We start from the raw sequence: 24,916 nt of genomic DNA on the forward strand, positions 1-24,916 counted from the left end.
GTGTGTTTCAAGACAGTAAAAACACTTAACAATATTTTGAATATCTGTAAATTGGTTATACATTTAGTAATCCCAAGTACTAACCTAATAATTAATAATATGGAATTCCAAAACAAAGTAAAAATCCTGGCAGAAAGAGTTAACAACTTAAAAGAAAACATTCAGACAGAAGAAGCTACAAAAAATGCTTTTATTATGCCCTTCATTCAATTACTTGGATATGACGTTTTCAATCCACTTGAAGTAATCCCTGAATTCACGGCTGATATCGGAATAAAAAAAGGAGAGAAAGTTGATTATGCAATTCTACAAGAGAATAATCCAATTATACTTATCGAATGCAAACATTGGAAAGAAAATTTAGACATACACAGTTCACAATTACACAGATATTTTCATGCAACAAAAGCTCGTTTTGGTCTTTTAACCAATGGCATAAAGTACCGCTTCTATACTGACTTAGAAGAAAAAAACATGATGGATAAGGAGCCATTCTTAGAAATTGACATTGAAAACCTTAAAGAGAGTGCAGTAATTGAATTAACAAAATTTCAAAAGGCATCTTTCGATGTTGATAAAATTATTGATAGTGCAAGTGGTTTAAAATACTCAACTGCAATAAAAGATATTTTAATGCATGAACTCGCCGAGCCATCAGAGGAGTTTGTTAAATTCTTTGCAAAACAAATCTATTCAGGAAAAATAATTACAAAGAAAGTGCTTGAACAATTCACTGAAATTGTTAAAAAAGCAAATAACCAAGCCTTTAAGGACATAGTAAATGACAGATTAAAATCTGCTCTCCATAAAGAAGAACAAACTATAATACAAGAACAGGAAGAATCTCAAGAAGAGATTAAAATAATTACTACCGAAGAAGAAACTGAAGCATATCACATTATCCGTTCAATTATTAGAACAAAAATAGATGCAAACAGAATAATCGCACGCGATACCCAATCTTATTTCGGTATTTTACTCGATGATAATAATAGAAAGCCCCTTTGCCGATTACATTTAAATAGCTCAAAAAAATATATTGGACTATTTGATCAGAATAAAAAGGAAGAACGAATTGCAATTAATAATATTGACGAAATTTACCAATACTCAGATAGGCTTATTGCAACTGCTTTGATGTATGAGTAAATTATTTTTTTTTACATATAAGATTTAAGCCAGATTTAGCACTGAAAATAAAGCCTAACAATCCAAATTGTTAGGCTTTTGTAAACTCCGTAGATCCTTGTCTGTTTAAGGATTGTACAAATCGGGATTGAAAAAATTCATGATGGATTGGATCATCTCGATTTTTACGTTTGCCTTTTTATGATCCGGCTGCAGATCGGTAACCCGAATATAGGCGCTTAGGGCTTTTGGCAGCTCGCCCAACTGGTGGTGCATTTCGCCTACCTTAAAATGAGCTTCTGCATTGTCTTTATCCAATTCCGTAATCTCTTTGTATTTCTCCAGGGCAGAACGAAAATCCCCTTCACTTTCGAAATTTTGCGCGTCTACCAGTATATTTTCAATATCCTTGTTCATGGTTTTTGTTGTTTCGGCAAAGCGATCGGCCTGCCTGTGTTTGTGAGCAACAAATGTAAGGAAATTTGAATTTGTTTGGATTAATTGTGCGCATCTTATCGGTAAAGAAACAGTTATTTGTAATTTTGCGTCACTAAAACGCTACAAGTATGACAAAACAACACTGGAAACCCGGAACCATGGTTTACCCATTGCCTGCTGTAATGGTAAGCTGTGGCAGTACGCCCGAAAATTACAACATCATCACCATTGCCTGGACAGGAACCATTTGCTCCGATCCGGCCATGTGTTACATATCTGTTCGCAAGAACCGTCACTCCTACAACATCATTAAAGAAAGCGGCGAATTTGTGATCAACCTTACCACAAAAGATTTGGCTTATGCCACCGATTGGTGCGGTGTAAAATCGGGCAAGAATTTCGACAAATTCAAGGAAATGAAGCTTACACCCGGTAAATCGAAAGAAATTTCTGCTCCCATTATCGAGGAATCGCCGTTGAGCATTGAGTGCAAGGTAACTAAAATAGTAGAACTGGGTTCGCACGATATGTTTATGGCCGAGGTGGTAAACGTTCAAGCCGACGAGCGGTACATCAACGAAAAAGGGGAATTCTCGCTGGCCAAATCAGGACCATTGGTTTACTCGCACGGCCACTACTTCGAATTGGGAGAGCTAATCGGTCGTTTTGGCTACTCGGTAATGAAAAAGAAAACCAAGGAGAAAATTAAAAAGTCGAAAGGTTAGGAAAAGTCTTGAAGGGTCTAAAAGTCGAAGGTCGAAAAGTATGACTGGTAGAAATCCATCAATCAGCGCACCAATTGGCATTCAGTTCGACGAGACAAAAACACCCCTCTCCCTGTCGGAATCTCCCCTGAAAAAAAGTCTGGAAAGGTCTTGAAGGGTCTAAAAGTCGAAGGTCGAAAAGTATGACTGGTAGAAATCCATCAATCAGCGCACCAATTGGCATTCAGTTCGACGGTGGGCCCCATAGGTGAAAAAGTCGTTAAAAACAGAATTCCATGAGCGAGGTACGAGTGAATATTATTCTGTTTAGACTTTGAACCGTAATGGGTAACAAAGAACTGCAGCCTAGCCTTTTTGGTTCTTTTATGGTAATGATAAAAGAACAGCCCGTCTGGCTTGAAGACAAAGGTCAAAAAAATCAAAAGTCTTGAAAAGTCGAAAAGTCGAAAGTCAAAAAGTCGAAAGTCAAAAAGTCCAAAGGTCCTATCAATCAGCGCACCAACTGGCATTCAGTTCGACGAGACAAAAACACCCCTCTCCCTGTCGGGATCTCCCCTGAAAGGGAGAAATTCACCAAATTAAGATTTACTGATAACTGTTCACTGAATAAACAAACAAAACCGGCTCAAAAGCCGGTTTTGTTTGTTTATTCTTGGGGCGCTTATCGAATTCAACACATCAATCAGCGCACCAATTGGCATTCAGTTCAACGGTGGGCCCCATAGGTGAAAAAGTCGTTAAAAACAGAATTCCATGAGCGAGGTACGAGTGAATATTATTCTGTTTAGACTTTGAACCGTAATGGGTAACGAAGAACTGCAGCCTAGCCCTTTTGGTTCTTTTATGGTAATGATAAAAGAACAGCCCGTCTGGCTTGAAGACAAAGGTCAAAAAAATCAAAAGGTCAGGAAAAGTCTGGAAAAGTCTGGAAAAGTCAAAAAGTCCAAAGATCCTATCAACCAGCGCACCAATTGGCATTCAGTTCGACGGTGGGCTCCATAGGTAAAAAAGGCGTTAAAAACAGAATTCCATGAGCGAGGTACGAGTGAATATTATTCTGTTTAGACTTTGAACCGTAATGGGTAACGAAGAACTGCAGCCTAGCCCTTTTGGTTCTTTTATGGTAATGATAAAAGAACAGCCCGTCTGGCTTGAAGACAAAGGTCAAAAATTGAAAAGTCTCGAAAAGTCTCGAAAGGGTCTGGAATAGTCTAAAAGTCGAAGGTCAAAAGTCCAAAGGTCGAAAAGTATGACTGGTAGAAATCCATCAATCAGCGCACCAATTGACATTCAGTTCGACGAGACAACCCCCCCCCTCTCCCTGTCGGGATCTCCCCTGAAAGGGAGAAATTCACCAAATTAAGATTTACTGATAACTGTTCACTGATTAAACAAACAAAACCGGCTTTTGAGCCGGTTTTGTTTGTTTATTTTTGGGTCGCTTACCGTATCCGATCCATCGATCGGATTAACGCCTCATCTTTACCAATCTCGCGTATTGCCAAATAGCTTAGCACCAATGCAATCAAGGGGAATGCATTAATAAGACTATAACTTGTAATGGCATTTAGTTCTTTTGCCTGACTGCTTATGCTGTAATAGATCAATCCCATTGCACCAATCATGCAAATCATATTGAACACAGTTAAACGAATCTGCAGCATTCTTTTCTTGAATAAGAAAATAGTAACGAAACTAATTAAGGCAATAATGCTTAACAAGATAGCAACCGGCATGGCATTAAAAACTGCAGGCTCTCCTTCCTGCAAAGAAGGAATTCCACGGTATAAAAATTGGTATACTGCACCCGATGCATCTACCAATTCCGCTAAGGGGAAAAAGAACATCACTGCAATTAAAATAAAACTCCCAAACAGGTATAAAGACTGAATTCTTTGTATCATCGTATTTCTATTTTTTTTGTACAAATTTAAACTTAAATACAAAAGCAGCAAACTTTCGTTTACTGCTTTTTACCATCATTACTTACAACTAACTAATCACACTAGTAAAAAATACTCTTGCCCTGCAGAAATCCCCCTAACCACAAAGCAAATTTTCTATCAGCTTTTGCAGCAAGTTACATCTGCAAAATTTAAGCAGGCTATTAACCTTTTCTTTTTAACGACATGTAGTCGATATAATAAATCACTTTAACAGACAGACTGTTAAACTGTGTTGCATCAAATGTATCCTTCAGATTATTCACAAAACGATGGGCAATTTTATCATCTTCGCTAAATATTGTGTTCTTCCAGACTACTGCTAATTCACTTCCCGGAGCAAATCTCCACGAGTACACCATGTCAATAGTAAAGCTGTTAAAATTGATGTCGTTGTTCTCATTGTAATCTGTGGAATTTAACCCCCCATCAGATCGCAAAGTATGAAAGCTGTTGTATTCAGCTTTTGCCCAGTAATGCCTTACCTTCATACTTAACGAGCTTTTATTGTTGAAAATAAAACTTCCGGTGAGCTTATTCTCCAAATAAGAATTAGTTCTGTCTCCGATGTAAACTGTTGTTTTGCCATTAATTTCTTCATCATCAACATAACCTAAATCATTCAAATTCCTTCCCCACTCCAACTGATAACTCATCACAAACCGATCACTAAAACGGTAACGTGGTTCAATCTCAAATTCAAACACCTGTAAATTATCGTTTGACAATCTTTTCCCGTACTCACCCCGAATATCAATGGCGAATGCCTTTCTGTAATCCGTTGAGATCCATGCTCCGGCAAATGCTGACGATCCTTTTCGCAGCTTTAATCCATCAACTCTTGGCTCATCCCAGTCGTACTGATGCAATGGCCGGAAATTACCATAAATACCCACATCGGTATAACTTTTAAATTTCACATGTGCATCATAAAAAATAGTAAAGCGCGAAAACCTTGCAGGTTCATACCTTGCCTCATGATTAAATCGTAAATTCCAATTTCGTGCCAGAATACTGCCTTTCGGTTCTGAATTATTATAATAAAACTCCAGGTTATTATTGATTAGATTGTTTCGGCTTAAATACCCCATATCGTTAGGATTGTATTTATCCGAAATCATTCTGTGGTAAAAATCCCAGGTAAATTTCCCCTTAATTCTACCAAACTCCAGCTCATGATAATGACCGATTTCATCCGATTCCCCTTTGCCGAACCGTGCAGAAACAATCCCCGTGCCCTTTAAACAATACGAGCGTTCTTTATTCCTAAATTCAAACTCGGTACCGCTTACATTCGCCACATAATCCAACTCAGGCATGTACACATTCGTATTAAACAAACTGATATACGACTCATTTTTTAAACTCTGATCGAACACCAACATATTGTAATTCGAAAATGGCTGCGTTTTAACCTTTCTGCTATCTCCCGTAAGTGTATCGGTAACTTCGGCATAGGTATTTTTAGTCATCGCATTAAAAACACCAATTCCCAATCCCTTTGTATTGCGGCCCGAAATTTTTGTTGCATTAATAATTTTTGCCTCAATAGGATTTTCTGTGATGTCCTCATTCTCATTTAGCTGATCTTCTACATCATCCATATAAACAGGACGACCACCAATTCTTCGCGAATAGAAAATCTCTCCCCGGTCAAACAACTCCGTGGCCTCGGTAAAGAACTGTCTGTTCTCATCAAATTTAACCTCAAAGGGCGATAAGTTCAGAATTTCGTCATCCGACTGCACCTGCCCAAAATCGGGAATCAGCATCATATCCAAGGTGTAACTTTCGTTAATTCCATACTTTAAATCCATTCCTCCCCGGTAATTCACATCAACTGCCGATTGATCGGAAGATTTGTCGAAATAAGTGGAAAAATAAGGTGTAAATGACAGGCGAACCGGAGGATGCACATTCTCAATTCCTTTCAGAACACCACTCTGACTGACCCAGCCATCTTCTTCTTTATCAATAAAATTCCATGTAACTTTTTCACGTACACTCTGAATGTTTCGAACAATATTAATTCCCCACTCCTGAATTTCTTTGGCAGGAAAGCGCAATGCGGAGTAAGGTATCTCCATTTCGGTACTCCAGCCTTTTTCATTAATAATGACAGCACTATTCCAAACAGCATTCCAGCTTGAATCTTCGTTCCCCTTAACAACTTTAGCATCCCACTGCACTCCTGCCGGAGTTACAATAAATTCAAAAGCATCCAGTCCAGTATTAAAAGGGTCAATTACCAAAGATAAAAAGTCAGTATTATTCAGATCATCCCGCTTACTTAATTCTTTAAGAATTCCATCAGGATTGTTATCGTACATCATCACACCAACAATAATGGAATGATCGGTATAGATAAATTTCGCTTCAGTTTTAAAATTGGAAGGTTTACCATTCGATGGCTCAAACTGAATAAAATTAGTGGCAATCGGAATGCCTTTCCAAACTTCATCAGTAAGATTTCCATCAATCACAGGTTTAGTTGTAACTCGAACAGCAGTAAGTTCTTTTTTGGGTGCTAAGCCGTATGCGGGCAAAGCGAATACGATTGTAATAAGGCAAAACAGTAACAGCACTCTCTTCATGGTGGTAGTAAACATATAGGGGTTTAGCAAAAAAATGTGGTTAATTCCCCACCCTACCATCACATTTTATGCCAACAGAACAATATTAACTAACTTACAGACACTTAATGTTTTTCGAACAAAAATAAACTGAACGTTTACGGAACAATGCTGTTCGCATACGAACAACAAAAAAACCGCTTGACGAATCAAGCGGTTATGAATATCTTAATTAAATACCTTAGTTATTTCCTAGAATTAATGGCATTCCATTTTTTCCACTTCCAATAACTACCACTTTAGCATTTGGAGATTCAGAAAGTTTAATGGTAGCTTCTATACCACGCATTTTCAAAAGGGCATCAGTTAAACTACTGTTGATAATCTTATTGGCAACAGCTTCACCATCTGCGGCGATACGTTTTCTTTCCGCCTCACTTTTTTCTTTATCCAATCTAAACTGATAGGCTAAAGCCTCTTGCTCCTGCTGCAATTTGCTTTCAATAGCCGTTTTAATTTTTGCCGGAAGATTTATGGAACGAATCAACAAGGCTTTCATTTGAATGTTATTCTTATGCAGAATTAATGAAGTTTCCTGAATAATTGCATCTTCCACCTCTTTTCTTCTTGTAGAATAAATTTCTTCTGCATTGTACCTTCCTGCAACCTGTCTAACCGAAGAACGAACCTCTGGAATTACAAGTTGATTAATATAGTCCTTTCCAAAAACCTCATGCAAATATCCAATTTTCTCGTACTCAGGATTAAATCGAACAGACACATCAATATTCAGCGACAAACCACTTTTATCCAAAACATCCATGGTTTCTTCACTTTTCTGTTCACGAACTACATAAACATTCATTTTATTCCAAGGAGCAATAATATGGAAACCAGGCTGAGCAACATGCTCTTTATCTAATCCCCCGGAAAATTTACGGAAAATAACTCCACGCTCACCCGGTTGCAATGTAACAAACATACTTGATCCTGATAGGATCAAAATAACGGCCAATATACCTAGAACAATTAAAAAATAAGGTTGCTTCTTCATGATTTTGTATTTCAATTATATTTCTAATTCCCGTTAAATGTACTACAATTATGTCAGATTTAGAAGAATATTGCAATCGTAATTTTGAAAATCACATCTCTTATCAAAAGAAACTATTTAGTTAGTTTGCAGATTGAATTTTTTTACATATTTTCGGCTCTTTACTCTTGTAAATTTTAAAAATCATGGAAAAAATAAAATCATCAGAATTAATAATAAATCCTGACGGAAGTGTTTTTCACTTACACCTTAAACCGGAACATCTTGCTGACACAGTAATTCTCGTTGGAGATCCCGGACGTGTTGAGTTAGTTGCAAGTTATTTTGACAGTGTGGAATGTACGATATCAAACCGCGAGTTTGTAACAAAAACCGGAAGCTATAAAGGAAAAAGGTTTTCTGTTCTTTCAACAGGAATTGGTACCGACAACATAGATATCGTAGTGAACGAATTAGATGCTTTGGTAAATATCGATTTGGAAACACGAACACCTAAAAAAGAACATTCCACTTTAAATTTGGTTAGAATTGGAACTTCCGGAGCTTTACAGGGAAATATTCCTGTTGATTCCTTTCTGCTGTCAAACAAATCGATAGGTTTTGACGGGATGCTGAATTTTTATGCCGACAGAGATTCCGTATCCGAATTGGATTTCGAAGATGCATTTAAGAAGTATGTGAATTGGGATCAAAAACTAGCTTCTCCCTATGTTGTTCCTGCCTCAAAAAGTCTGTTGGACATTATAGATGGTGACGACATGACAAGAGGTGTTACTATTTCAGCAAACGGATTTTACGGACCTCAAGGCAGAGTTCTTCGCCTTCAGACTTTGGATCCTGATTTGAATGATAAAATCGAAAAATTCGAATACAAAGGAGAGAAGATCACCAATTACGAAATGGAAAGTTCTGCAATATTCGGGCTTTCTGCAATGTTAGGACATGAGTCGGTTGCCGTTTGTGCAATAATTGCGAATAGAATTACTAAGGATGCCAGTAAAGATTATCATCCAACGATAAAAAAACTAATTCAGACCGTTTTAGATCGACTAAGTAAATAGCTTTTTCCCTTACTATCAAAGATTTAACCCGCAGGATTGCTTTTCCTTGCGGGTTTTACTATATTTAGTGAGGACAAAACCTGTTATCATGAATAAGAATAAGTTAGAAGCTCTATTATCCTTACTAGACGATCCAGATAAAGAAATTCATAAAAGTGTCGAAAAAGAACTGATAGAGTTACCGGTTAGTACGATCCCACAACTGGAAGATTTCTGGCTGGAATCTAAGAATCCTATCTTTCAGGAAAGACTGGAAATGGTAATCAACAAAATTCAGTTTAAGACCGTTAAGAGAGAGCTTATTGAATGGAGTTCAAATGAAAACCCGAATTTAATAGATGGTGCTATTCTTGTAAATAAGAGTTACAATCCAAACCTGTTAATAGATCCTATCCGAAAAAGTATCCAGAAAATAAAAGACGATGTAAGCTTAGAAATAAGCGATAATCTTACCGCACTGGAAAAAATTAAGATTCTAAATCATTTTTTCTACAACATATATAACTATCAGGCTCTCTCTCCAAATCAACCCACAAACTGGGATGGTGATATCAGTACAGTATTATCACAAAAGCATGGTAATTATATAATAATTGCAATTATTTATGCCGGTATTGCTCAGGAACTAAACATTCCCGTATATGGAATAAATCTTCCGGGCAGTGTTTTTCTATGTTATAAAGACGAATCATCTGCCAAATCAAATACAGAAAATACCAATTCAATTCTTTTTTACATCAATCCTATTGATAAAGGAACCGTTTTTGGACGGAAGGATCTACAATATATTATCAAAGCTAAAAACATTGTAAACAAAGCCCAGTTCTATAAATTAGCATCCAACACAAGTATGATTAAAAGATTGGTTCAACATGAAATTAATGTGTACAAAAAACTGAACCTAAATAGTTTCATACCCAATTTCAAAGAATTATTTCGCTCCATATAAAAAAAGCCCGTTTCATTAAGAAACAGGCTTTTTCACTATTTTATACTTTATTACTTCGCGTAATTAATCGCTCTTGTTTCTCTAATTACAGTAATTTTCACTTGACCCGGATAGGTCATTTCATCCTGAATTTTCTGGGCAATATCCAAAGACAATGTTTCAGCTTCTTTGTCAGAAACTTTATCGCTGCCAACAATTACTCTCAATTCTCTACCTGCCTGAATAGCATATGTTTTAAGAACTCCAGGATGCGACAATGCCAAATTCTCAAGATCCTTCAATCTCTTGATATATGACTCTACAATTTCCCGTCTTGCTCCAGGACGTGCACCTGAAATAGCATCACAAGCCTGAATAATCGGAGAGATCATCGATGTCATTTCAATTTCGTCGTGGTGAGCACCGATAGCATTACAGATATCCGGCTTCTCTTTGTACTTTTCGGCCAATTTCATACCCAAAATTGCATGTGGCAATTCAGGCTCTTCATCCGGCACCTTTCCAATATCATGCAACAGACCGGCACGTTTTGCTCTTTTTGCATTCAATCCAAGCTCAGTTGCCATGATTGCACAAAGATTAGCTGTTTCTCTGGAGTGCTGCAGTAAATTTTGTCCGTAAGATGAACGATACTTCATTTTACCAACCAAACGAATCAATTCAGGATGCAATCCATGAACACCCAAATCAATTGCAGTACGTTTTCCAGTCTCAATAATTTCTTCTTCAATCTGCTTACGAACCTTATTAACAACCTCTTCAATTCTTGCCGGGTGAATACGGCCATCGGTTACCAATTGGTGTAAAGCCAGTCTGGCAATCTCACGTCGTACAGGATCAAAACCAGAAAGAACAATAGCTTCAGGAGTATCATCAACAATTATTTCAATACCGGTAGCTGCTTCCAAGGCACGAATGTTCCGACCTTCCCGACCAATAATTCTACCTTTTATTTCATCCGATTCGATATGGAAAATTGTAACTGAATTTTCAATCGCAGTTTCAGTAGCTACCCGCTGAATCGTTTTCACAACCACTTTTTTAGCCTCCATATTAGCTGTCATCTTAGCCTCTTCCATGATTTCGTTCACGTAAGACATGGCCTCGGTTTTCGCTACATCACGCATAGAATCGATCAACTGAGTTTTAGCCTCTTCGCCGGACAAGCCGGAAATCTTTTCCAACTGCTCGATTTGCTGCTTTTTTGCCTTCTCCAACTCATCAGATTTTCTTTCTACCAAATCAATTTGAACGGTCAAATTCTCACGAACGATATCAACCTCTTTCTTTTTGCGCTGAAATTCATCTATTCGTTGATTTAAAGCATTTTCCCTTTGTTTGTATTTCGTCTCAGCTGCAAGTAATTTATTATTTCTTGAGTTGATTTGTTTCTCATGCTCTGTTTTTAATTGGAAAAATTTCTCTTTTGCCTGAAGAATCTTATCTTTTTTGATCACTTCTGCTTCCGATTGTGCATCCCTAATTATTGAGCTGCTCCTGGCTTTAAGTGTCTTTTGCAAAACAAAGTAAGAAACGATGCCACCACCAACAAAAGCAATGGACCCTATTATTATTTCAATCATATCATAGAATATTAAGTCAGTATTATTATATATATAAAATGCAACCCGCACTATCACTCAGGCTTACAATAATAACATTCAATAGTCCTCCCCCGTCTCACCATAAGATACAGGAAAAATGACTACAAAACATTAAAATTGCGATCAGCTTAAGAAATAATGCGGGTTACAACTTTCCTACTAAGAATGTAAACTACTCTTTATCTAAAAATTCTCTTAACTCCTGTTCCATTGCCTTGACCTCTTCAAGAACCGGGGAAACATCAGTTTTATTTTCAGCTTCAATAACCTTAATCACATACTGTAACGAAGCCATTGCTAAAAAATCCTGAGTATCTTTATCTTTATATCGTTGTTTGTATTGCAATACTTTTTCATTAATCATTTTTGCAGCTTTTCGGATAACCTCTTCCTGATTACGATCTATCTTCAAAGGATAAAACCGATCCGCTACATTAACTCTTATTGAAAGTTTTTCGTCCATAAACAAATTCTACCTGTTTAAAAGAGCAATACATTTATCAATCTCCCGCACAATTCGGTTAATTTTAACCTTAGCTTCCTGCGAATCGTCGCTATTCGCAGCAAATGTTTTGGCTAACTTTAATGTATTGTATTGATGGTCGAGTTCTTCCCTTTCCCTTTTCAGGATTTCAACCTTTTCCATAAGCTCCAGTTTCTCATGAATTAAAGATTCTTTCTCCTGTTTAGATTTCCGGTACAACAAAATAAGTTCCGAAATTTGTCCTTTTAAACTATTCAGTACTTCGTTTGGCTCTTGATCCATCATTAAAATTTTTCTTTTACAAAATTAACATTGCTGAGAAGATTATCAAATATATTAGTTTGTATTTTGTAAATCATTTCAGAAAAAATAGGTTTTTTTGTAGTTTTGATAATCCTTTCACAAAACCAGCATTTATAATATGAAGATAACCAGAACATACACCATTCTCACACTATTATCACTACTATTTCTATTTTCTAAACAAATATACTCTCAGAGTATAATATTCCCTCAAAATTATTTTCGCTCACCCGTTGATTTTGACATAACATTATCAGGTAACTTTGCAGAACTCCGTAACAATCACTTTCATTCCGGTATCGATATCAGAACATTTACAACTGGTAAAAAAGTATATGCGGTTGCTGATGGTTTCGTGAACAGAATCAAAATATCCTCAGGAGGTTATGGAAAAGCAATTTATATCGATCATCCAAATGGTTACACCTCTGTTTTCGCACATCTCGATCACTTCAACAAGGATATTGAAGAATTTGTCAAGTCATACCAATATCAAAACAACACTTTCGAATTTGATTTAAATCTCAAGAATAATGAAATACAGATTAAAAAAGGTACTGTAATTGCATTTTCAGGAAATACAGGTTCATCTGCCGGTCCGCATTTGCATTTCGAAATAAGAGATACAAAATCTGAACATCCGCTTAATCCGTTACTTTTTGGTTTCAAAATAAAGGATACGACTCCTCCAAAAATATTCAATTTTTATGCCTACCCACTCGATTCTGCAAGCAATGTAAATGGTTTAAACAGCAGACAAAGTTTTCCGGTTACTTTTTACAACAAAGCATTTCATTTAAAAGGCGATCCTAAACTGAAATTATTAGGAAATATTGGTTTTGCTCTTGAAACAAATGATTATATGGATAATACATGGGGAAAGTGCGGCATTTTCGACATGAAAATGAAAATAAATGACACATTAATCTCAAGTTACTCTTTTGAAGAGTTCTCTTTTGACGAATCAACTTATATCAACAGTCACCTTGATTACGAACTAAATGTATCTCATAACAAACGCATTCATAAAACTTTTAAAGAGCCAAATAATCAACTTAGCATTTATTCGAAGATGAAAAACAATGGGATCTTTCAATTTAAAAAGGGTACTGGTTACAAAATTGACTTTTTTGTTTCCGATGCAAATCTAAATAAAAGCAGTCTTCGGGTTTATGCAACGGGAAACGAAATTGAAAAGATTTTTCCGAAAGGTGATTTTGATGAGCTAATGAACTATGAAAAAGAGAACACTTTCAAAAAAGAAAATATAGAAGTGAAATTTCCAAAGAATAGTTTCTATTCAAACATTCCTTTTACCTATTCATGCGAACAGGATTCAAACTATCTTTCGGATATTCATTACATCTGCAATGAAAACATTCCCGTACACAATTATTATACGATATCAATAAAGCCAAAATCAATTCCTAAAGGAAAATCCGATAAGCTTCTTATAGTCCGAATAGATAAAAAAGGAGAAATAATCAACGAAGGGGGAATTTATTTCGATTCTTCAGTAAAAACGAAATCGAGATATTTTGGAAAATTTGCGGTGAGCGCAGACACCATTTCTCCTACGATTAAACCAATTACCAATTTTAACCTTAAATCCCTTAAGGGACAGAAATCAATCAGATTTACTATCAAAGATGAGCTTTCAGGGATAAAATCATACGAAGGATCAATTGATGGTAAATGGGTGCTATTTGAATATGACGCTAAAAATGATCTTTTATTTTATGTTTTTGATCACAAAAGATTAGCTCCGAATAAAAACCATCAATTACAAATAAAGGTGACAGATCAAGTTCAAAACCAGAAAATATTCACAAGTAATTTCATCTGGTAATTCAATTTATATATTTCATAAAGCTTCAGTTTATAACATATCCATTTCAAACACGATCAAAAGACCGATAAATCAGGACTTTTATCATTTTTATCTACTGATTTTTTTCTATTTTTGTACGACCGAAAACGGTTTAATTCAGTATTGAATACATTTAAAATAGTTAAACATGAAAAAGATTTTTGTAGTTGCTGCTCTTCTAATGTTGGTGTCTGCTTTTTCAACTCCAAGTGCCAGAGCATGCACGAATTACCTAATAACCCGTGGAGCTTCCACTGATGGTTCTAATATGATTACATATGCAGCAGATTCGCATGTATTATACGGAGAACTATATTTTCGTCCTGCTGCAGATTGGGCAGAAGGAACAATGATTGATGTTTACGAATGGGATACAGGAAAATTACTTGGTAAAATTCCACAAATTCCTCATACATATTCTGTAGTTGGTAACATGAATGAATTTCAGGTGGCCATTGGAGAAACTACTTACGGAGGTCGCTCAGAATTAGGATCTCAAGAGGGAGCTGTAATTGATTACGGAAGTCTTATCTACCTGTCTCTTCAGAGATCAAAAAGCGCGCGTGAAGCGATTAAAGTAATGACTGAGTTGGTTGAAACCTACGGATATTACAGTTCAGGAGAGTCTTTTTCAATTTCTGATGCTAACGAAGTTTGGATTTTAGAGTTGATTGGCAAAGGTAATGGTGAAAAAGGTGCAGTTTGGGTAGCTCGTATGATTCCTGACGGATATGTTAGTGGTCACGCTAATCAAGCAAGAATCACTACTTTTCCATTAGAAGGTAAAACGTCTATCTCTTCTGATAAAATGGATAAGATTTTCAATCCTGAAGTTCAAAATGTTTATGCAAAAGATGTTATTTCATTTGCAAAAGAAAAAGGATACTATCCTAAAGAAGGAAAAAATAAAGATTTCAGTTTTTCTGACACTTATGCTCCTGTTGATTTTGGTGGTGCCAGATTTTGTGAAATTAGAGTATGGTCTTTCTTTAACGATGTAAAAGAAGGAATGGATCAATATTTTGACTACTGCAAGGGCAAAATTGAACACGACGATAAAGGTTATGCTACCAACAGAATGCCTTTATGGATTAAACCGGATCACAAAATCAATGTACTTGAAGTAATGGATTTCATGAGAAATCATTTAGAAGGTACAGATTTAGATATGTCAAAAGATATGGGTGCAGGTCCTTACGGAAATCCATACAGATGGAGACCTTTAACCTGGAAGGTAGATGGTGTTACATATTGTAATGAACGTGCTACTGCTACTCAACAAACAGGTTTCTCATTTGTTGCTCAAAGCAGAAACTGGTTACCTGATGCTGTTGGTGGAATTAACTGGTTTGGTGTTGATGATGCATCTTCATCAGTTTATTTCCCGGTATATTGTGGAATTACAAGAGTTCCAGAAACATTTGCCGTTGGAAATGGAAAAATTATGGATTTCACAAGTAAATCTGCATTTTGGATATTCAATCAGGTTAGTAATTTTGCCTATACCCGATACAATGTAATACATCCCGAAATTGCAGCTAAACAAAAGGCTTTAGAAACTAAATACCTTGCTTTCACCAATATCATTGATCTTGCTGCTGAAGGAATGTTTAAGAAGAACAAAGCAACAGCAATTGAATTTTTAACAGATTTCTCTTGTAACCAAGGAAATAATCTTGTTGCAGAATGGAAAGATTTTTATGGCAACCTTTTTGCTAAATTTATGGATGGAAACATCAAAGAAAAAGATGGGGACAATCAAAATCCAAAAGTTAATCAACCAGGTTACAGTGAAGAGTTTTACAAGACAATTGTAAAAACAACTGGTGACAAGCTTAAAGTTGTTGGTAATGCTCATTAATATCAACAAATAAATACCACAAAAAAAGGAACCGAAAAGGTTCCTTTTTTTATGCCTGAATAACTATTTAAAATCTATTATAACTATACAGATTCAATCAGTATTTGATTTCTTTTATGAATCAGGAATCATGAATAAAAAATAACTTTATTAGGATGTTTTTATAGATTTTTTTATTAATTTCGCGTCGAATTCGTGCGTAATCTCTGACATGGTAATAGATGAATATGTTTACATTGCGTTCGTGAACTTTAACAAATTAAGACAATGGATTTAATTAAAATTGCAGAAGAAGCTTTCGCTACAGGTGTTCAAAATCCTGAATTCAAAGCAGGGGATACTATTAGTGTTTCTTACAAAATTAAAGAGGGAAACAAAGAAAGAATCCAGGTTTTTAGAGGTGTTGTTATCCAGATTAAAGGTACTGGCACAACTAAAACTTTCACAATCAGAAAAATGTCTGGTAACGTAGGTGTTGAAAGAATTATTCCACTTTGTTCTCCATTCATCGATAAAATTGAAGTGAACAAAAGAGGTCGTGTTAGAAGAGCAAGAATTTTCTATCTACGTGCACTTACAGGTAAAAAAGCAAGAATCAAAGAAAGAAGATTCTAATTTACCTCTTTCCAAAAAATATAAAAGCTTTCCAAAATTGGAAAGCTTTTTTTATGTCGGTATGCTTTAAAAATCAAACTCTATTTAAATTTTAATAATCTAAGGATTGTACAAATCAGGCATCTCTCCATTAGAGATGATCTTTTCCCGGTTGCTTCCATCCGGATCCATAATCCAAATACTCTTTGTTCCTTTATCAGTATTTAAAACATTCATAAATACAATTTTCCCTCCAGTATCAGTATATCTAGCCTGAAGATCATTTGTCCCCGCAGGTTTGTCATCACCTGATAAATCCACAAAATTAGTTCCATCAATATTTACAGAATAAATTTTGGCATTTAATTGCCTGCCATTATCATATTCATTCAATGAATCCAAAGAAAAAATTACTTTTGTGCCATCCGGCGAAAAGTGCGGACTCGAAATTGTTCCTTCCAAATTGTCTACCAATAAAAACAAATTAGATCCATTCGGATCCATTAGATAAATTTCATTATCATACGGCATCTCTCCTTGCGTAAGAACTGCAATTTTCTCCTTTGTATGATGATCAAATTGATCTGTCCAGTCACAATCTGTAAAATGGCGATTTACCGGAGCATTATCAATTTTAGTACTTTCTCCCGTACCATTAAAATTAACAGTATACAAACCTCCTTTATTTCCATAAAGGATTTTCTCTCCATCAGGAGACCAGACAAAACCATTTCCTTTATTGTTATTTCCTTCAACAGGAAAATTATTGGTTACCTGAAAAACATTCTTGCCTTTAGTATCCATGGTGTAAATATGATACTTTCCATCTTCCGAATTCGACGAATATGCAATCATCTTTAAATTGGGTGAAATCCTAGGATTAATCTCATCACCACCATCCTTAGTTAACCGAACCAGATGATTTTCTGCTAAATCCCACGAGTAAATATCTCTGGAGCCTAGAGTATCTTTAACAAACAAATACCCATTCTTAGGGAAGTTTTCTGTTCTAAACTTCCATTCACGGCCTTTAGTTTCCTGTCTTGCTCTATTGCTAACATCAACTTTCCAACGATAATTCGTTTCAAATTTTAAATTCTTAGCCACAAAAGTGGTATCCATAATACTTTCTGCAATCGTATCCCCTTTAAACTGACCATCCTCATAAAGAATAACATTAAAAAATAAGGTATCGCCTTTTTCCGTTTCTCCATTGTTCCAAACGAGCTTCACCTCTGTCTGCAGATTAGCAGTGGCATCCAAGGGCAAAGAATAAACAGGCTCGGCAGGAGCGACTGTTTCCGGAGGAGCAATTCCCATAATCACCTGCATAACCAATTCTTTTCCTTCCTGAACCTTAACGGGTATACTTACGGCAGTATAGCCTTCTTTTTTAGCATTGACAGTTACATCACCTACATTAACCTCACTCAGATTGAAAGATCCATCTGAGTTAGTTGTCACGGATGTAGTTCCAGGATTAGTTGTAATAGTAACTCCTTCCATTGGCAAACTCCCAGCTTCTTCAGAAGTTTTAACAGTACCACTTATCGAACCAAACAATTCCGGATCAACAGTACTTTCATTACAAGAAAAAATAATTAAAGGCAGACACAGTAAAATAAAATGCCTGAAGAGTAGGTAGAATTGTCGCATATATATTGTCAATTTTATTTTTTTTAAATTAATAATTATCTCCTTGTAAAACAACCGAATCTTGAGCAACAATCAGATTATCCTGATAAATTAACAATTTAGCTATTAACTTATCAGCTTTGCTAAGATTTATTCTTGATTCAGAAAGAGTAGAAATGCTCTTATCTAAAATGGTAAAGATTCCTTTCTGGATGGTTTTGGTGTCTCCTGCATGACCTTTTTTTGTCACCTCAAAAATATATCTTAATGTTAAAGAACTATGCCCAACATTTTGAACATTTGCCTTTAACAAGTAACTCTGAACCTCACTTTCCATTACAATCAAGGCTTTAACAGGCAATTGTCCCATAACCCCTACAGTATTTAAAACAAAGCACATAACAACCGAAACAATGAGTCTTGCATACATTCCTAATTAGCTTTGATATTGTAAATCTAAATTTATTTAATATTTAGCAACGAACCAATACGGAGTCCGTTAAATTACTATAATAACTTCAAAAAAAAGTACCTATTCCCTAAATTATCTTAAAAAAAAGGGATGCCCGTAGAAGGACATCCCATCAAATTAAACCTGCTCTGTATTCACAAACCACTTTTTATTATTACATTCATACCAGTTCCAACCTGATTTACGATCATTCCGTTATTTGCCAATCCTGAATCAATCTCTAATTGGTTGTCATTACCAGCCTGAGTAATTTCAAAGCTCTTATTATTCCCAATAACTTCTTGTTGCAATGAATTGTTATCACCATATTGATGAACGCTAGTGGAAATGTTTTTCCCTTGAAGTAAGGATTCAACAAGGTTTCTATCACCTGATTGTAATATTTTCAAGAGATTAGATTCTCCTTTTTGTATTGCCTTAATCAAGTTCTCCATTCCTACTTGCTGAATAATGACCAACTGTTTCTGACTAAATTGATGAAGTATCAATTCGTTCTCATTTCCTGATTGAATTGCCAAAACTTTGGTTTCAGCATTTATAGCATCAACAGCACCGTAATTTAATTGGTTTAGAATCTGATCTTCAACATTATAATTTTGTCCTACTAGATTACCGAAGCAAAATACGAACAGAGCAAACCATAAATATTTTCGAATAATTACAGACATAGAAAGGTTTGTGAAAACTATTGGAGGAAAAAAATCCCGCCGAAGCGGGAATTTTTTTCTATTAAATATTTTGTAATTATGGAGTTACAAAGATAGTTCCTGCATTTCCTTGCTGAGTTACAGCGAAGTTATCATTACCATCCTGAATAACTAAACCAAAATGACTATTACCAACCTGCTCAAGGAATGAAGTATTATCGTCACCAAACTGATAGGTTAAACCTGTGTTATCATCACCAGTTTGAATAATTGTTGCACTATTTCTAGCTCCATCAATCTGACCGATTACTGCAACGTTACGATCACCTTCCTGAAGGATATCTGCTAAACTTTCTTCCTGATCAACCTGGAAAACCCATCCACGGTTATTATCACCTCTTTGCTCAACAGCTGCGTCAGAACCAGATCCGCCAAATTGTCCAACAAATGCAAAGTTATGCTCACCTTTTTGAAATACATCAGCATTATTCATTGTTCCACCAATTTGGTCAACGATCGCAGTATTACCATGATCTTTCTGAACAACTTTTGCTTTATTCTTAGTACCCCACAATTGAGAAACATAAGCTGTTTGATGATCACCAAATTGCTTCACTGTAGCTTTGTCTTTACTACCAAACTTCTGAGTTACATCAGCAAAGTTTCTGTAACCATCCTGCAGTACATTTACTTTACCTTTAGACTCACCAATCTGCTCAACAAATGCCCAGTTACGTGCTCCCATTTGAGTTGTTTTAGCATCATTATGATCGCCGCCAACTTGAACAGTTCTTGCGCCATTAGCCCAACCGTTTTGATCTATAGAAGCATCATTATCCACTCCACCTCTTTGGAAAGTTGAAGCTCTGTTAAAATAACCATTCTGATGAATCATAGCATTATTGGAATAACCACCTATTTGTGTAGCAGTAGCTCTATTAAATGCTCTCAACTGAGTAATAGCCGCATTATTGAAACGACCGCCTAATTGTAGAGTAGAAGCTAAATTACGATATCCCCACTGATTAATGTAAGCAGAATTGAAAGCTCCACCTCTTTGCATTGTACTTGCTCTATTTGCTCTACCTACTTGTAAAATTTCTGCAGAAGCCATATAAGTATACATTTGAGAAATAGATGCAGAATTATACATGCCAAATTGACTTACCATAGCGCTACTGTGAGCACCCATTTGATATACATCACTGTTATTAAATGCACCCCACTGAAGCACACTTGCAGTATTTGCATGATTCCCTTGCAAAACAGAAGAATAGTTTGCTAATCCCAATTGAGTTACACCTGCCGAATTTAAAAATCCATACTGCAAAACATTAGACATATTGAAAAGACCATACTGACTTACAGCAGCAGAATTAAACATTCCCATCTGCATAATTCCTGACATGTTACCAAGTCCCATTTGATCAACAACAGCAGAATTAAAAAAGCCTACCTGATCAACGTAAGAACCATTAAAAGCACCATCCTGAGTTACATCAGCACTGTTTCCAACAAGAAACTGATCGATGCTTGAGTAATTAGCAAGCCCTGTTTGATCAACAGTTGCACCATTCCATAGTCCAAGTTGATCCACATCACTGCTATTAAACCAGCCAACCTGAGTTACGCCAGCAGTGTTCAGCCAACCTGTCTGGTTGACATTCGAATTGTTTACCTGTGCAAATGCAGAAGATACTGCAAAAACAACAGCTACAAATAAAAATAAAAATTTTTTCATGGTTGAATTTTTTAAAGGTTTAAAGTGAATTAATTTTAAAAATCAATTTTAAAGGTTTAAGAGCTCTGACTGATCTAATTATGCACTTATAGCATCCTTCGATCTTTTTATCTAAATTAAGCAAAAGCCTTTCCAACCACTTATGTTTTTACACAAACGTCATTGATTTAGTGATTAAACCAAGCCTCTTTTATGCTAATCTTTATTCATTCTAAAAAAGAATAAGAAAACTTAAACAAAAGTTTAAGGAGTCTTAAATGCAGGAAATTAAAAAACCGTCAAAATCGAATAAAAATCCAATTTTGACGGTCTTAAATACTATAAATCAATCAAATATTCTGACTACTAATTAGAAACCATTATATTGACTAACAGTGGCTGAATTTCCATTCCCATATTGAGAAACAAATGAAGAGTGACCATTACCATTTTGGTAAACATTTACGAAGTTGTTACTTCCCACTTGTTCTGTATAAGATACATTTTCAGCACCAACCTGGGTTGTGAATGCAACATTATTTTCACCATATGCCTGAATAGAAACAGCTTCGTTGTCATCACCATACTGCTGAATTAAAGCATAACTGTTATCCACTTCATATTGACCAATTCCTGCTGCGTTACCATTCCCAACCTGAATAATACCTGCAAAAGTATTACTTGTTGCAAATTGTTCAATATATGCATAGTTTTCGTTACCTATTTGGGCAACACCTGCATAACTTCCTGAGTTTTCTACCTGAAGAATTTCAGCCTCATTGAATTTACCATCTTGTCCAATATATGCATTATTAAATGAACCGTCAATCTGAGTAATTACAGCATCATTTCCTTTTCCATACTGCTCAACTTCAGCGACATTTAACCAACCACCCAATTGATATACGGAAGCTTCATTCATCCTACCTCTTTGTGTTACTACAGCGGTATTAAACAAACCTCCATCTTGAAATATTTCAGCATTATTTCTTCTTCCTTTCTGAGAAATCAAACCTTTATTAAAAGCCCCATTAAGCTGTGTAACAACAGCTTCATTTCCACGTCCTCTTTGATTAATGGTTGCAGAGTTTAAAAAACCACCATCTTGCTCAGTTACTGCAACATTCTTTTTCCCATGTTGCTTAACAGCAGACTTATTAAAAACTCCTCCATTCTGAAAAGCATATGCCTCATTGGACTTGCCGTCCTGATTCACATCAATTTTATTTAAAATCCCACCTACTTGTTTTGTCCATGCAAGGTTATTTTTACCTTTTTGCATAACAACAGAACTATTTCCTGCTCCAAAAAACTGATCAACATATGCGTAATTTTTAGATCCAACCTGAGAAATTTCAGCATTATTGCTACGTCCCATGAATTGATTAACAAGACCATAATTAGCAAATCCCCGTTGAGCCACAAGTGCTGAATTTCTAGTTGTAAATGTTTGATAAATATTCGCATTATTCAAAACACCCCATTGACTTATGGTTGCCTTATCATATTGACCACCTGTTTGCATTACATTAGCCGAATTTAAAAATCCAAACTGGAACACATCAGCAGTTTCATGATAACTTAAAAATTGACTGATAACAGACATGTTGAAAAATCCGAATTGATCTACATCTGCCTTATTGTAACTTCCCCAAAGTTGAGAAATATAAGATGCATTAAATCCTAATTGGTTAACCTCTGCAAGGTTGTAATTTCCAACTTGTAAAGCTTTTGAGAAATTAGTCATGGACTGAGCAGCATAATACTCATTTCCTTCACCATACTGATCTAAAAATGACACATTTAGAAACCCATACTGATTAACTTCAGCAATGTTACCTTCCCCATTTTGGTAAATGTCATTAATATTTAGAACACCCACTTGCTCTACTGTGGATAAATTGTCATTCCCAACTTGGTTCACGTTGGAATGGTTAACTTGGGCAAATGAAACTACCCCAGTACATAGTACTACTAAAAAGATGAATAAAATCTTTTTCATGGTTTATAAATTTTTAAGGTTTAAAGTGAATAGATCAGGTCTCCCTGATTTAAAAGTTTTACAAATTTGGTTGTTGGTTGATTTTTACTTGATAATTTATGTTTTATCGTTTTAAATTCAATTTAAATGTAAAGAGATCTATTGAGTTTATATTATTAGATTACATCAAACAGCAAATTAATATGATGAATATGATCAAGAATTTGATAAAGGCAACTCAAAGTTTTAAATTCAATACAAATAATTAATTTAAATTAAACAACAACACACAAACTACTGTCTTGCAAACCATTAAAGGCAATAAGCTGAAAAATACACAAATAAAAAAAGGGCCGAATGTATATTCGACCCTGTTAATAACTTGTTAATATTTTATTCAGCAGAAATAAACTGACTCACTGCTTTTTTTGTACTTTTTCCTTTCTGTTTTTCTTCTTCTTATTTCTATCCCAGATCTTATCAAAATAGAAGTTTAAGCCGATTTTTCCTTCCCAAAAATAATCATTAAAATTTCCTTGTTTTAATCCATCTATATTATCATTAAATATGTAATGATTCAACACAGAGAAATTCAAACCAATACGATCATTAAATAAAAATTCTACACCTGCTCCATATAATGCCTGAGTATATATTGAGTTTGAAAGATCAATAGTATATATAGACTTTTCATGTTCTGAAAAAACACCTAAGCCACCTTCAACATAAGGAGTCCAATCTTTATAAGGCAATAAACGATATTTAGCCGTTAAATCAAGAGAATTATAAGTTTTTTGAAAATAATTTGTAGTTGCAAGATCTCCCCGGCTAAAATTAAGTCCAAACTGCAATGCTGTTTGAGTATCGTATAATAAAGATACTCCAGCCATAGCTTTCATCTCCGTATGCTTATAATCTCCCATATACAACCATGATCCGCCATTAAAGCCTAAACCAAATTTACGGCGGCGTGGAGTAATTAACTGATCAAAGAAATCTGCCCCCTGATTATCTTCTTTTCCTTCAACATATTTTGTTATTACATCTGAATTAACATCTTCCGGATTCTTCAAATCCCAGAGTCCTTCAATAACACCTTCTATAATCAATGACTCAACAGCTTTCTCTATCGCTTCTTTCACAGCCATTTCAGACGGTTCATTATAGGTGAAACCAACCTCTGCCTCAAGCAGACGTTTAAACTTAACATATCGGAAGATACTAGCGTCCAATTTTTGAGAAAGAATCATTTTAGAAGTGTACACTGTTTTTAGAATTCGACCATTACTTGTAGAAATAGCACGAAGATAAACAGTTACCCTGTCTTGCCGGTACTGACCTGAAGCTCCAGCACCAAAATACTTTAATCCAGCACCACCAGTCAAAACATTGGCATCGTAACTAATAACACCACCTTCCAATACCAAACCGGCAAACAAAAGAGGAGGCAATAATTGAGAACTTTCATTTTGACCTGCGTAATTTGCACGACTTGATCGTATAATTTTTCGCTCATTCAGTAAATTAGATAAGCCTTCTCTTTCAATAGGAATAAACCAACCTGATTCTTCAATTGCTTTTAAGAGTATTGATGTGGTTCCCTGCGTAACCGCTGTCGACCAATTGGCTCCATTATCCGAAGGCTTATATTGTCCGGTCTGATCACGAAATTTATACACTGCCGCCACTATCTTTTCTTTTGGCTCAGGCAAACTAACCAAACTTTTCCTTGCAGGTGTTTCAGCTCCAATTTCGGCTCTTTGCTCACTTAAAGGCTGATTAAAATATGGAACACATCCATTTAAGAGAGGTAGTAAAATTAAAACACTATAGTAGTGGCGTATACATTTAAACATATATAGGGAATTAGCAAA

21 protein-coding genes are annotated in these 24,916 nt (G+C 35.5%); 8 read left to right on the forward strand and 13 right to left on the reverse strand.

From position 1 onward, the window contains the following. Nucleotides 1-99 precede the first annotated feature (99 nt). A complete protein-coding gene (locus tag ACY0M5_RS15590) occupies nucleotides 100-1,149 on the forward strand; it encodes a type I restriction endonuclease (RefSeq protein ID WP_461629763.1) in 1,050 nt (349 codons plus the stop codon). A gap of 105 nt (nucleotides 1,150-1,254) precedes the next feature. Here the strand turns inward: ACY0M5_RS15590 and ACY0M5_RS15595 are convergent, their stop codons facing one another. Then, the gene (locus ACY0M5_RS15595; protein ID WP_461629764.1) at nucleotides 1,255-1,545 is read right to left on the reverse strand and encodes a tetratricopeptide repeat protein; all 291 of its coding nucleotides are present in this window, start codon (nucleotides 1,543-1,545) and stop codon (nucleotides 1,255-1,257) included. A gap of 149 nt (nucleotides 1,546-1,694) precedes the next feature. On the opposite strand from ACY0M5_RS15595, the gene ACY0M5_RS15600 reads away from it, so the two are divergent. Next, complete coding sequence (locus ACY0M5_RS15600; protein WP_461629765.1) at nucleotides 1,695-2,291, forward strand: flavin reductase family protein; 597 nt, start codon at nucleotides 1,695-1,697, stop codon at nucleotides 2,289-2,291. Between the two features lie 801 nt (nucleotides 2,292-3,092). Beyond that, complete coding sequence (locus ACY0M5_RS15605; RefSeq protein ID WP_461629766.1) at nucleotides 3,093-3,293, forward strand: hypothetical protein; 201 nt, start codon at nucleotides 3,093-3,095, stop codon at nucleotides 3,291-3,293. A 440-nt stretch (nucleotides 3,294-3,733) separates the two neighbouring features. On the opposite strand, the gene ACY0M5_RS15610 is transcribed toward ACY0M5_RS15605, so the two are convergent. The 3 genes from ACY0M5_RS15610 to ACY0M5_RS15620 form a co-directional block, all read right to left on the reverse strand. Further along, nucleotides 3,734-4,195, reverse strand: a complete 462-nt coding sequence (locus ACY0M5_RS15610; protein ID WP_461629767.1) for a DUF4293 domain-containing protein — start codon at nucleotides 4,193-4,195, stop codon at nucleotides 3,734-3,736. Nucleotides 4,196-4,398: 203 nt separating this feature from the next. Further along, nucleotides 4,399-6,828 carry a DUF5916 domain-containing protein gene (locus tag ACY0M5_RS15615; RefSeq protein WP_461629768.1) on the reverse strand — a complete coding sequence of 810 codons (2,430 nt, stop codon included), beginning with the start codon at nucleotides 6,826-6,828 and terminating at the stop codon, nucleotides 4,399-4,401. 220 nt (nucleotides 6,829-7,048) lie between these two features. Further along, a complete protein-coding gene (locus ACY0M5_RS15620; protein WP_124992689.1) occupies nucleotides 7,049-7,861 on the reverse strand; it encodes a prohibitin family protein in 813 nt (270 codons plus the stop codon). Between the two features lie 185 nt (nucleotides 7,862-8,046). On the opposite strand from ACY0M5_RS15620, the gene ACY0M5_RS15625 reads away from it, so the two are divergent. Then, nucleotides 8,047-8,922 carry a nucleoside phosphorylase gene (locus ACY0M5_RS15625; RefSeq protein WP_101308010.1) on the forward strand — a complete coding sequence of 292 codons (876 nt, stop codon included), beginning with the start codon at nucleotides 8,047-8,049 and terminating at the stop codon, nucleotides 8,920-8,922. Between the two features lie 88 nt (nucleotides 8,923-9,010). Further along, nucleotides 9,011-9,871: a transglutaminase family protein gene (locus ACY0M5_RS15630; RefSeq protein ID WP_461629769.1), complete on the forward strand. Its 861-nt coding sequence runs from the start codon at nucleotides 9,011-9,013 to the stop codon at nucleotides 9,869-9,871. A 50-nt stretch (nucleotides 9,872-9,921) separates the two neighbouring features. Here the strand turns inward: ACY0M5_RS15630 and rny are convergent, their stop codons facing one another. From rny to ACY0M5_RS15645, 3 genes are all read right to left on the reverse strand, one after another. Next, nucleotides 9,922-11,454 (reverse strand): ribonuclease Y, encoded by a 1,533-nt coding sequence (gene rny / locus ACY0M5_RS15635; RefSeq protein WP_101308012.1) that lies wholly within the window; start codon nucleotides 11,452-11,454, stop codon nucleotides 9,922-9,924. A gap of 193 nt (nucleotides 11,455-11,647) precedes the next feature. Continuing rightward, entirely contained in the window at nucleotides 11,648-11,938 is a 291-nt protein-coding gene (locus ACY0M5_RS15640) for a cell division protein ZapA (RefSeq protein ID WP_101308013.1), read from the reverse strand. A gap of 9 nt (nucleotides 11,939-11,947) precedes the next feature. Then, nucleotides 11,948-12,244 (reverse strand): hypothetical protein, encoded by a 297-nt coding sequence (locus tag ACY0M5_RS15645; protein WP_461629770.1) that lies wholly within the window; start codon nucleotides 12,242-12,244, stop codon nucleotides 11,948-11,950. A gap of 136 nt (nucleotides 12,245-12,380) precedes the next feature. Between ACY0M5_RS15645 and ACY0M5_RS15650 the strand changes: the two genes are divergently transcribed. The 3 genes from ACY0M5_RS15650 to rplS all read left to right on the forward strand — a co-directional run bounded on the left by ACY0M5_RS15650 (nucleotide 12,381) and on the right by rplS (nucleotide 16,608). Next, nucleotides 12,381-14,111 (forward strand): M23 family metallopeptidase, encoded by a 1,731-nt coding sequence (locus ACY0M5_RS15650; RefSeq protein WP_461629771.1) that lies wholly within the window; start codon nucleotides 12,381-12,383, stop codon nucleotides 14,109-14,111. A 169-nt stretch (nucleotides 14,112-14,280) separates the two neighbouring features. Beyond that, nucleotides 14,281-15,993, forward strand: a complete 1,713-nt coding sequence (locus ACY0M5_RS15655; RefSeq protein ID WP_461629772.1) for a dipeptidase — start codon at nucleotides 14,281-14,283, stop codon at nucleotides 15,991-15,993. Between the two features lie 267 nt (nucleotides 15,994-16,260). Then, entirely contained in the window at nucleotides 16,261-16,608 is a 348-nt protein-coding gene (gene rplS / locus ACY0M5_RS15660) for a 50S ribosomal protein L19 (RefSeq protein ID WP_124992684.1), read from the forward strand. A 99-nt stretch (nucleotides 16,609-16,707) separates the two neighbouring features. Here rplS and ACY0M5_RS15665 read toward each other — a convergent pair whose 3' ends face one another. The 6 genes from ACY0M5_RS15665 to ACY0M5_RS15690 form a co-directional block, all read right to left on the reverse strand. Continuing rightward, entirely contained in the window at nucleotides 16,708-18,243 is a 1,536-nt protein-coding gene (locus ACY0M5_RS15665; protein WP_461629773.1) for a carboxypeptidase regulatory-like domain-containing protein, read from the reverse strand. A gap of 28 nt (nucleotides 18,244-18,271) precedes the next feature. Further along, nucleotides 18,272-18,652 (reverse strand): hypothetical protein, encoded by a 381-nt coding sequence (locus tag ACY0M5_RS15670; RefSeq protein ID WP_461629774.1) that lies wholly within the window; start codon nucleotides 18,650-18,652, stop codon nucleotides 18,272-18,274. Nucleotides 18,653-18,828: 176 nt separating this feature from the next. After that, the gene (locus ACY0M5_RS15675) at nucleotides 18,829-19,362 is read right to left on the reverse strand and encodes a hypothetical protein (protein WP_461629775.1); all 534 of its coding nucleotides are present in this window, start codon (nucleotides 19,360-19,362) and stop codon (nucleotides 18,829-18,831) included. A gap of 76 nt (nucleotides 19,363-19,438) precedes the next feature. Next, nucleotides 19,439-21,082, reverse strand: coding sequence for a hypothetical protein (locus tag ACY0M5_RS15680; RefSeq protein ID WP_461629776.1), 1,644 nt, complete (start codon nucleotides 21,080-21,082; stop codon nucleotides 19,439-19,441). 349 nt (nucleotides 21,083-21,431) lie between these two features. After that, on the reverse strand, nucleotides 21,432-23,063 hold the full coding sequence (locus tag ACY0M5_RS15685; protein WP_461629777.1) for a hypothetical protein: 1,632 nt from the start codon (nucleotides 23,061-23,063) through the stop codon (nucleotides 21,432-21,434). Nucleotides 23,064-23,458: 395 nt separating this feature from the next. Beyond that, on the reverse strand, nucleotides 23,459-24,898 hold the full coding sequence (locus tag ACY0M5_RS15690; protein WP_461629778.1) for a CsgG/HfaB family protein: 1,440 nt from the start codon (nucleotides 24,896-24,898) through the stop codon (nucleotides 23,459-23,461). Nucleotides 24,899-24,916: the final 18 nt, after the last annotated feature.

The sequence above is a fragment of the Labilibaculum euxinicum genome (assembly GCF_963678175.1).
Classification (GTDB): domain Bacteria; phylum Bacteroidota; class Bacteroidia; order Bacteroidales; family Marinifilaceae; genus Labilibaculum; species Labilibaculum euxinus.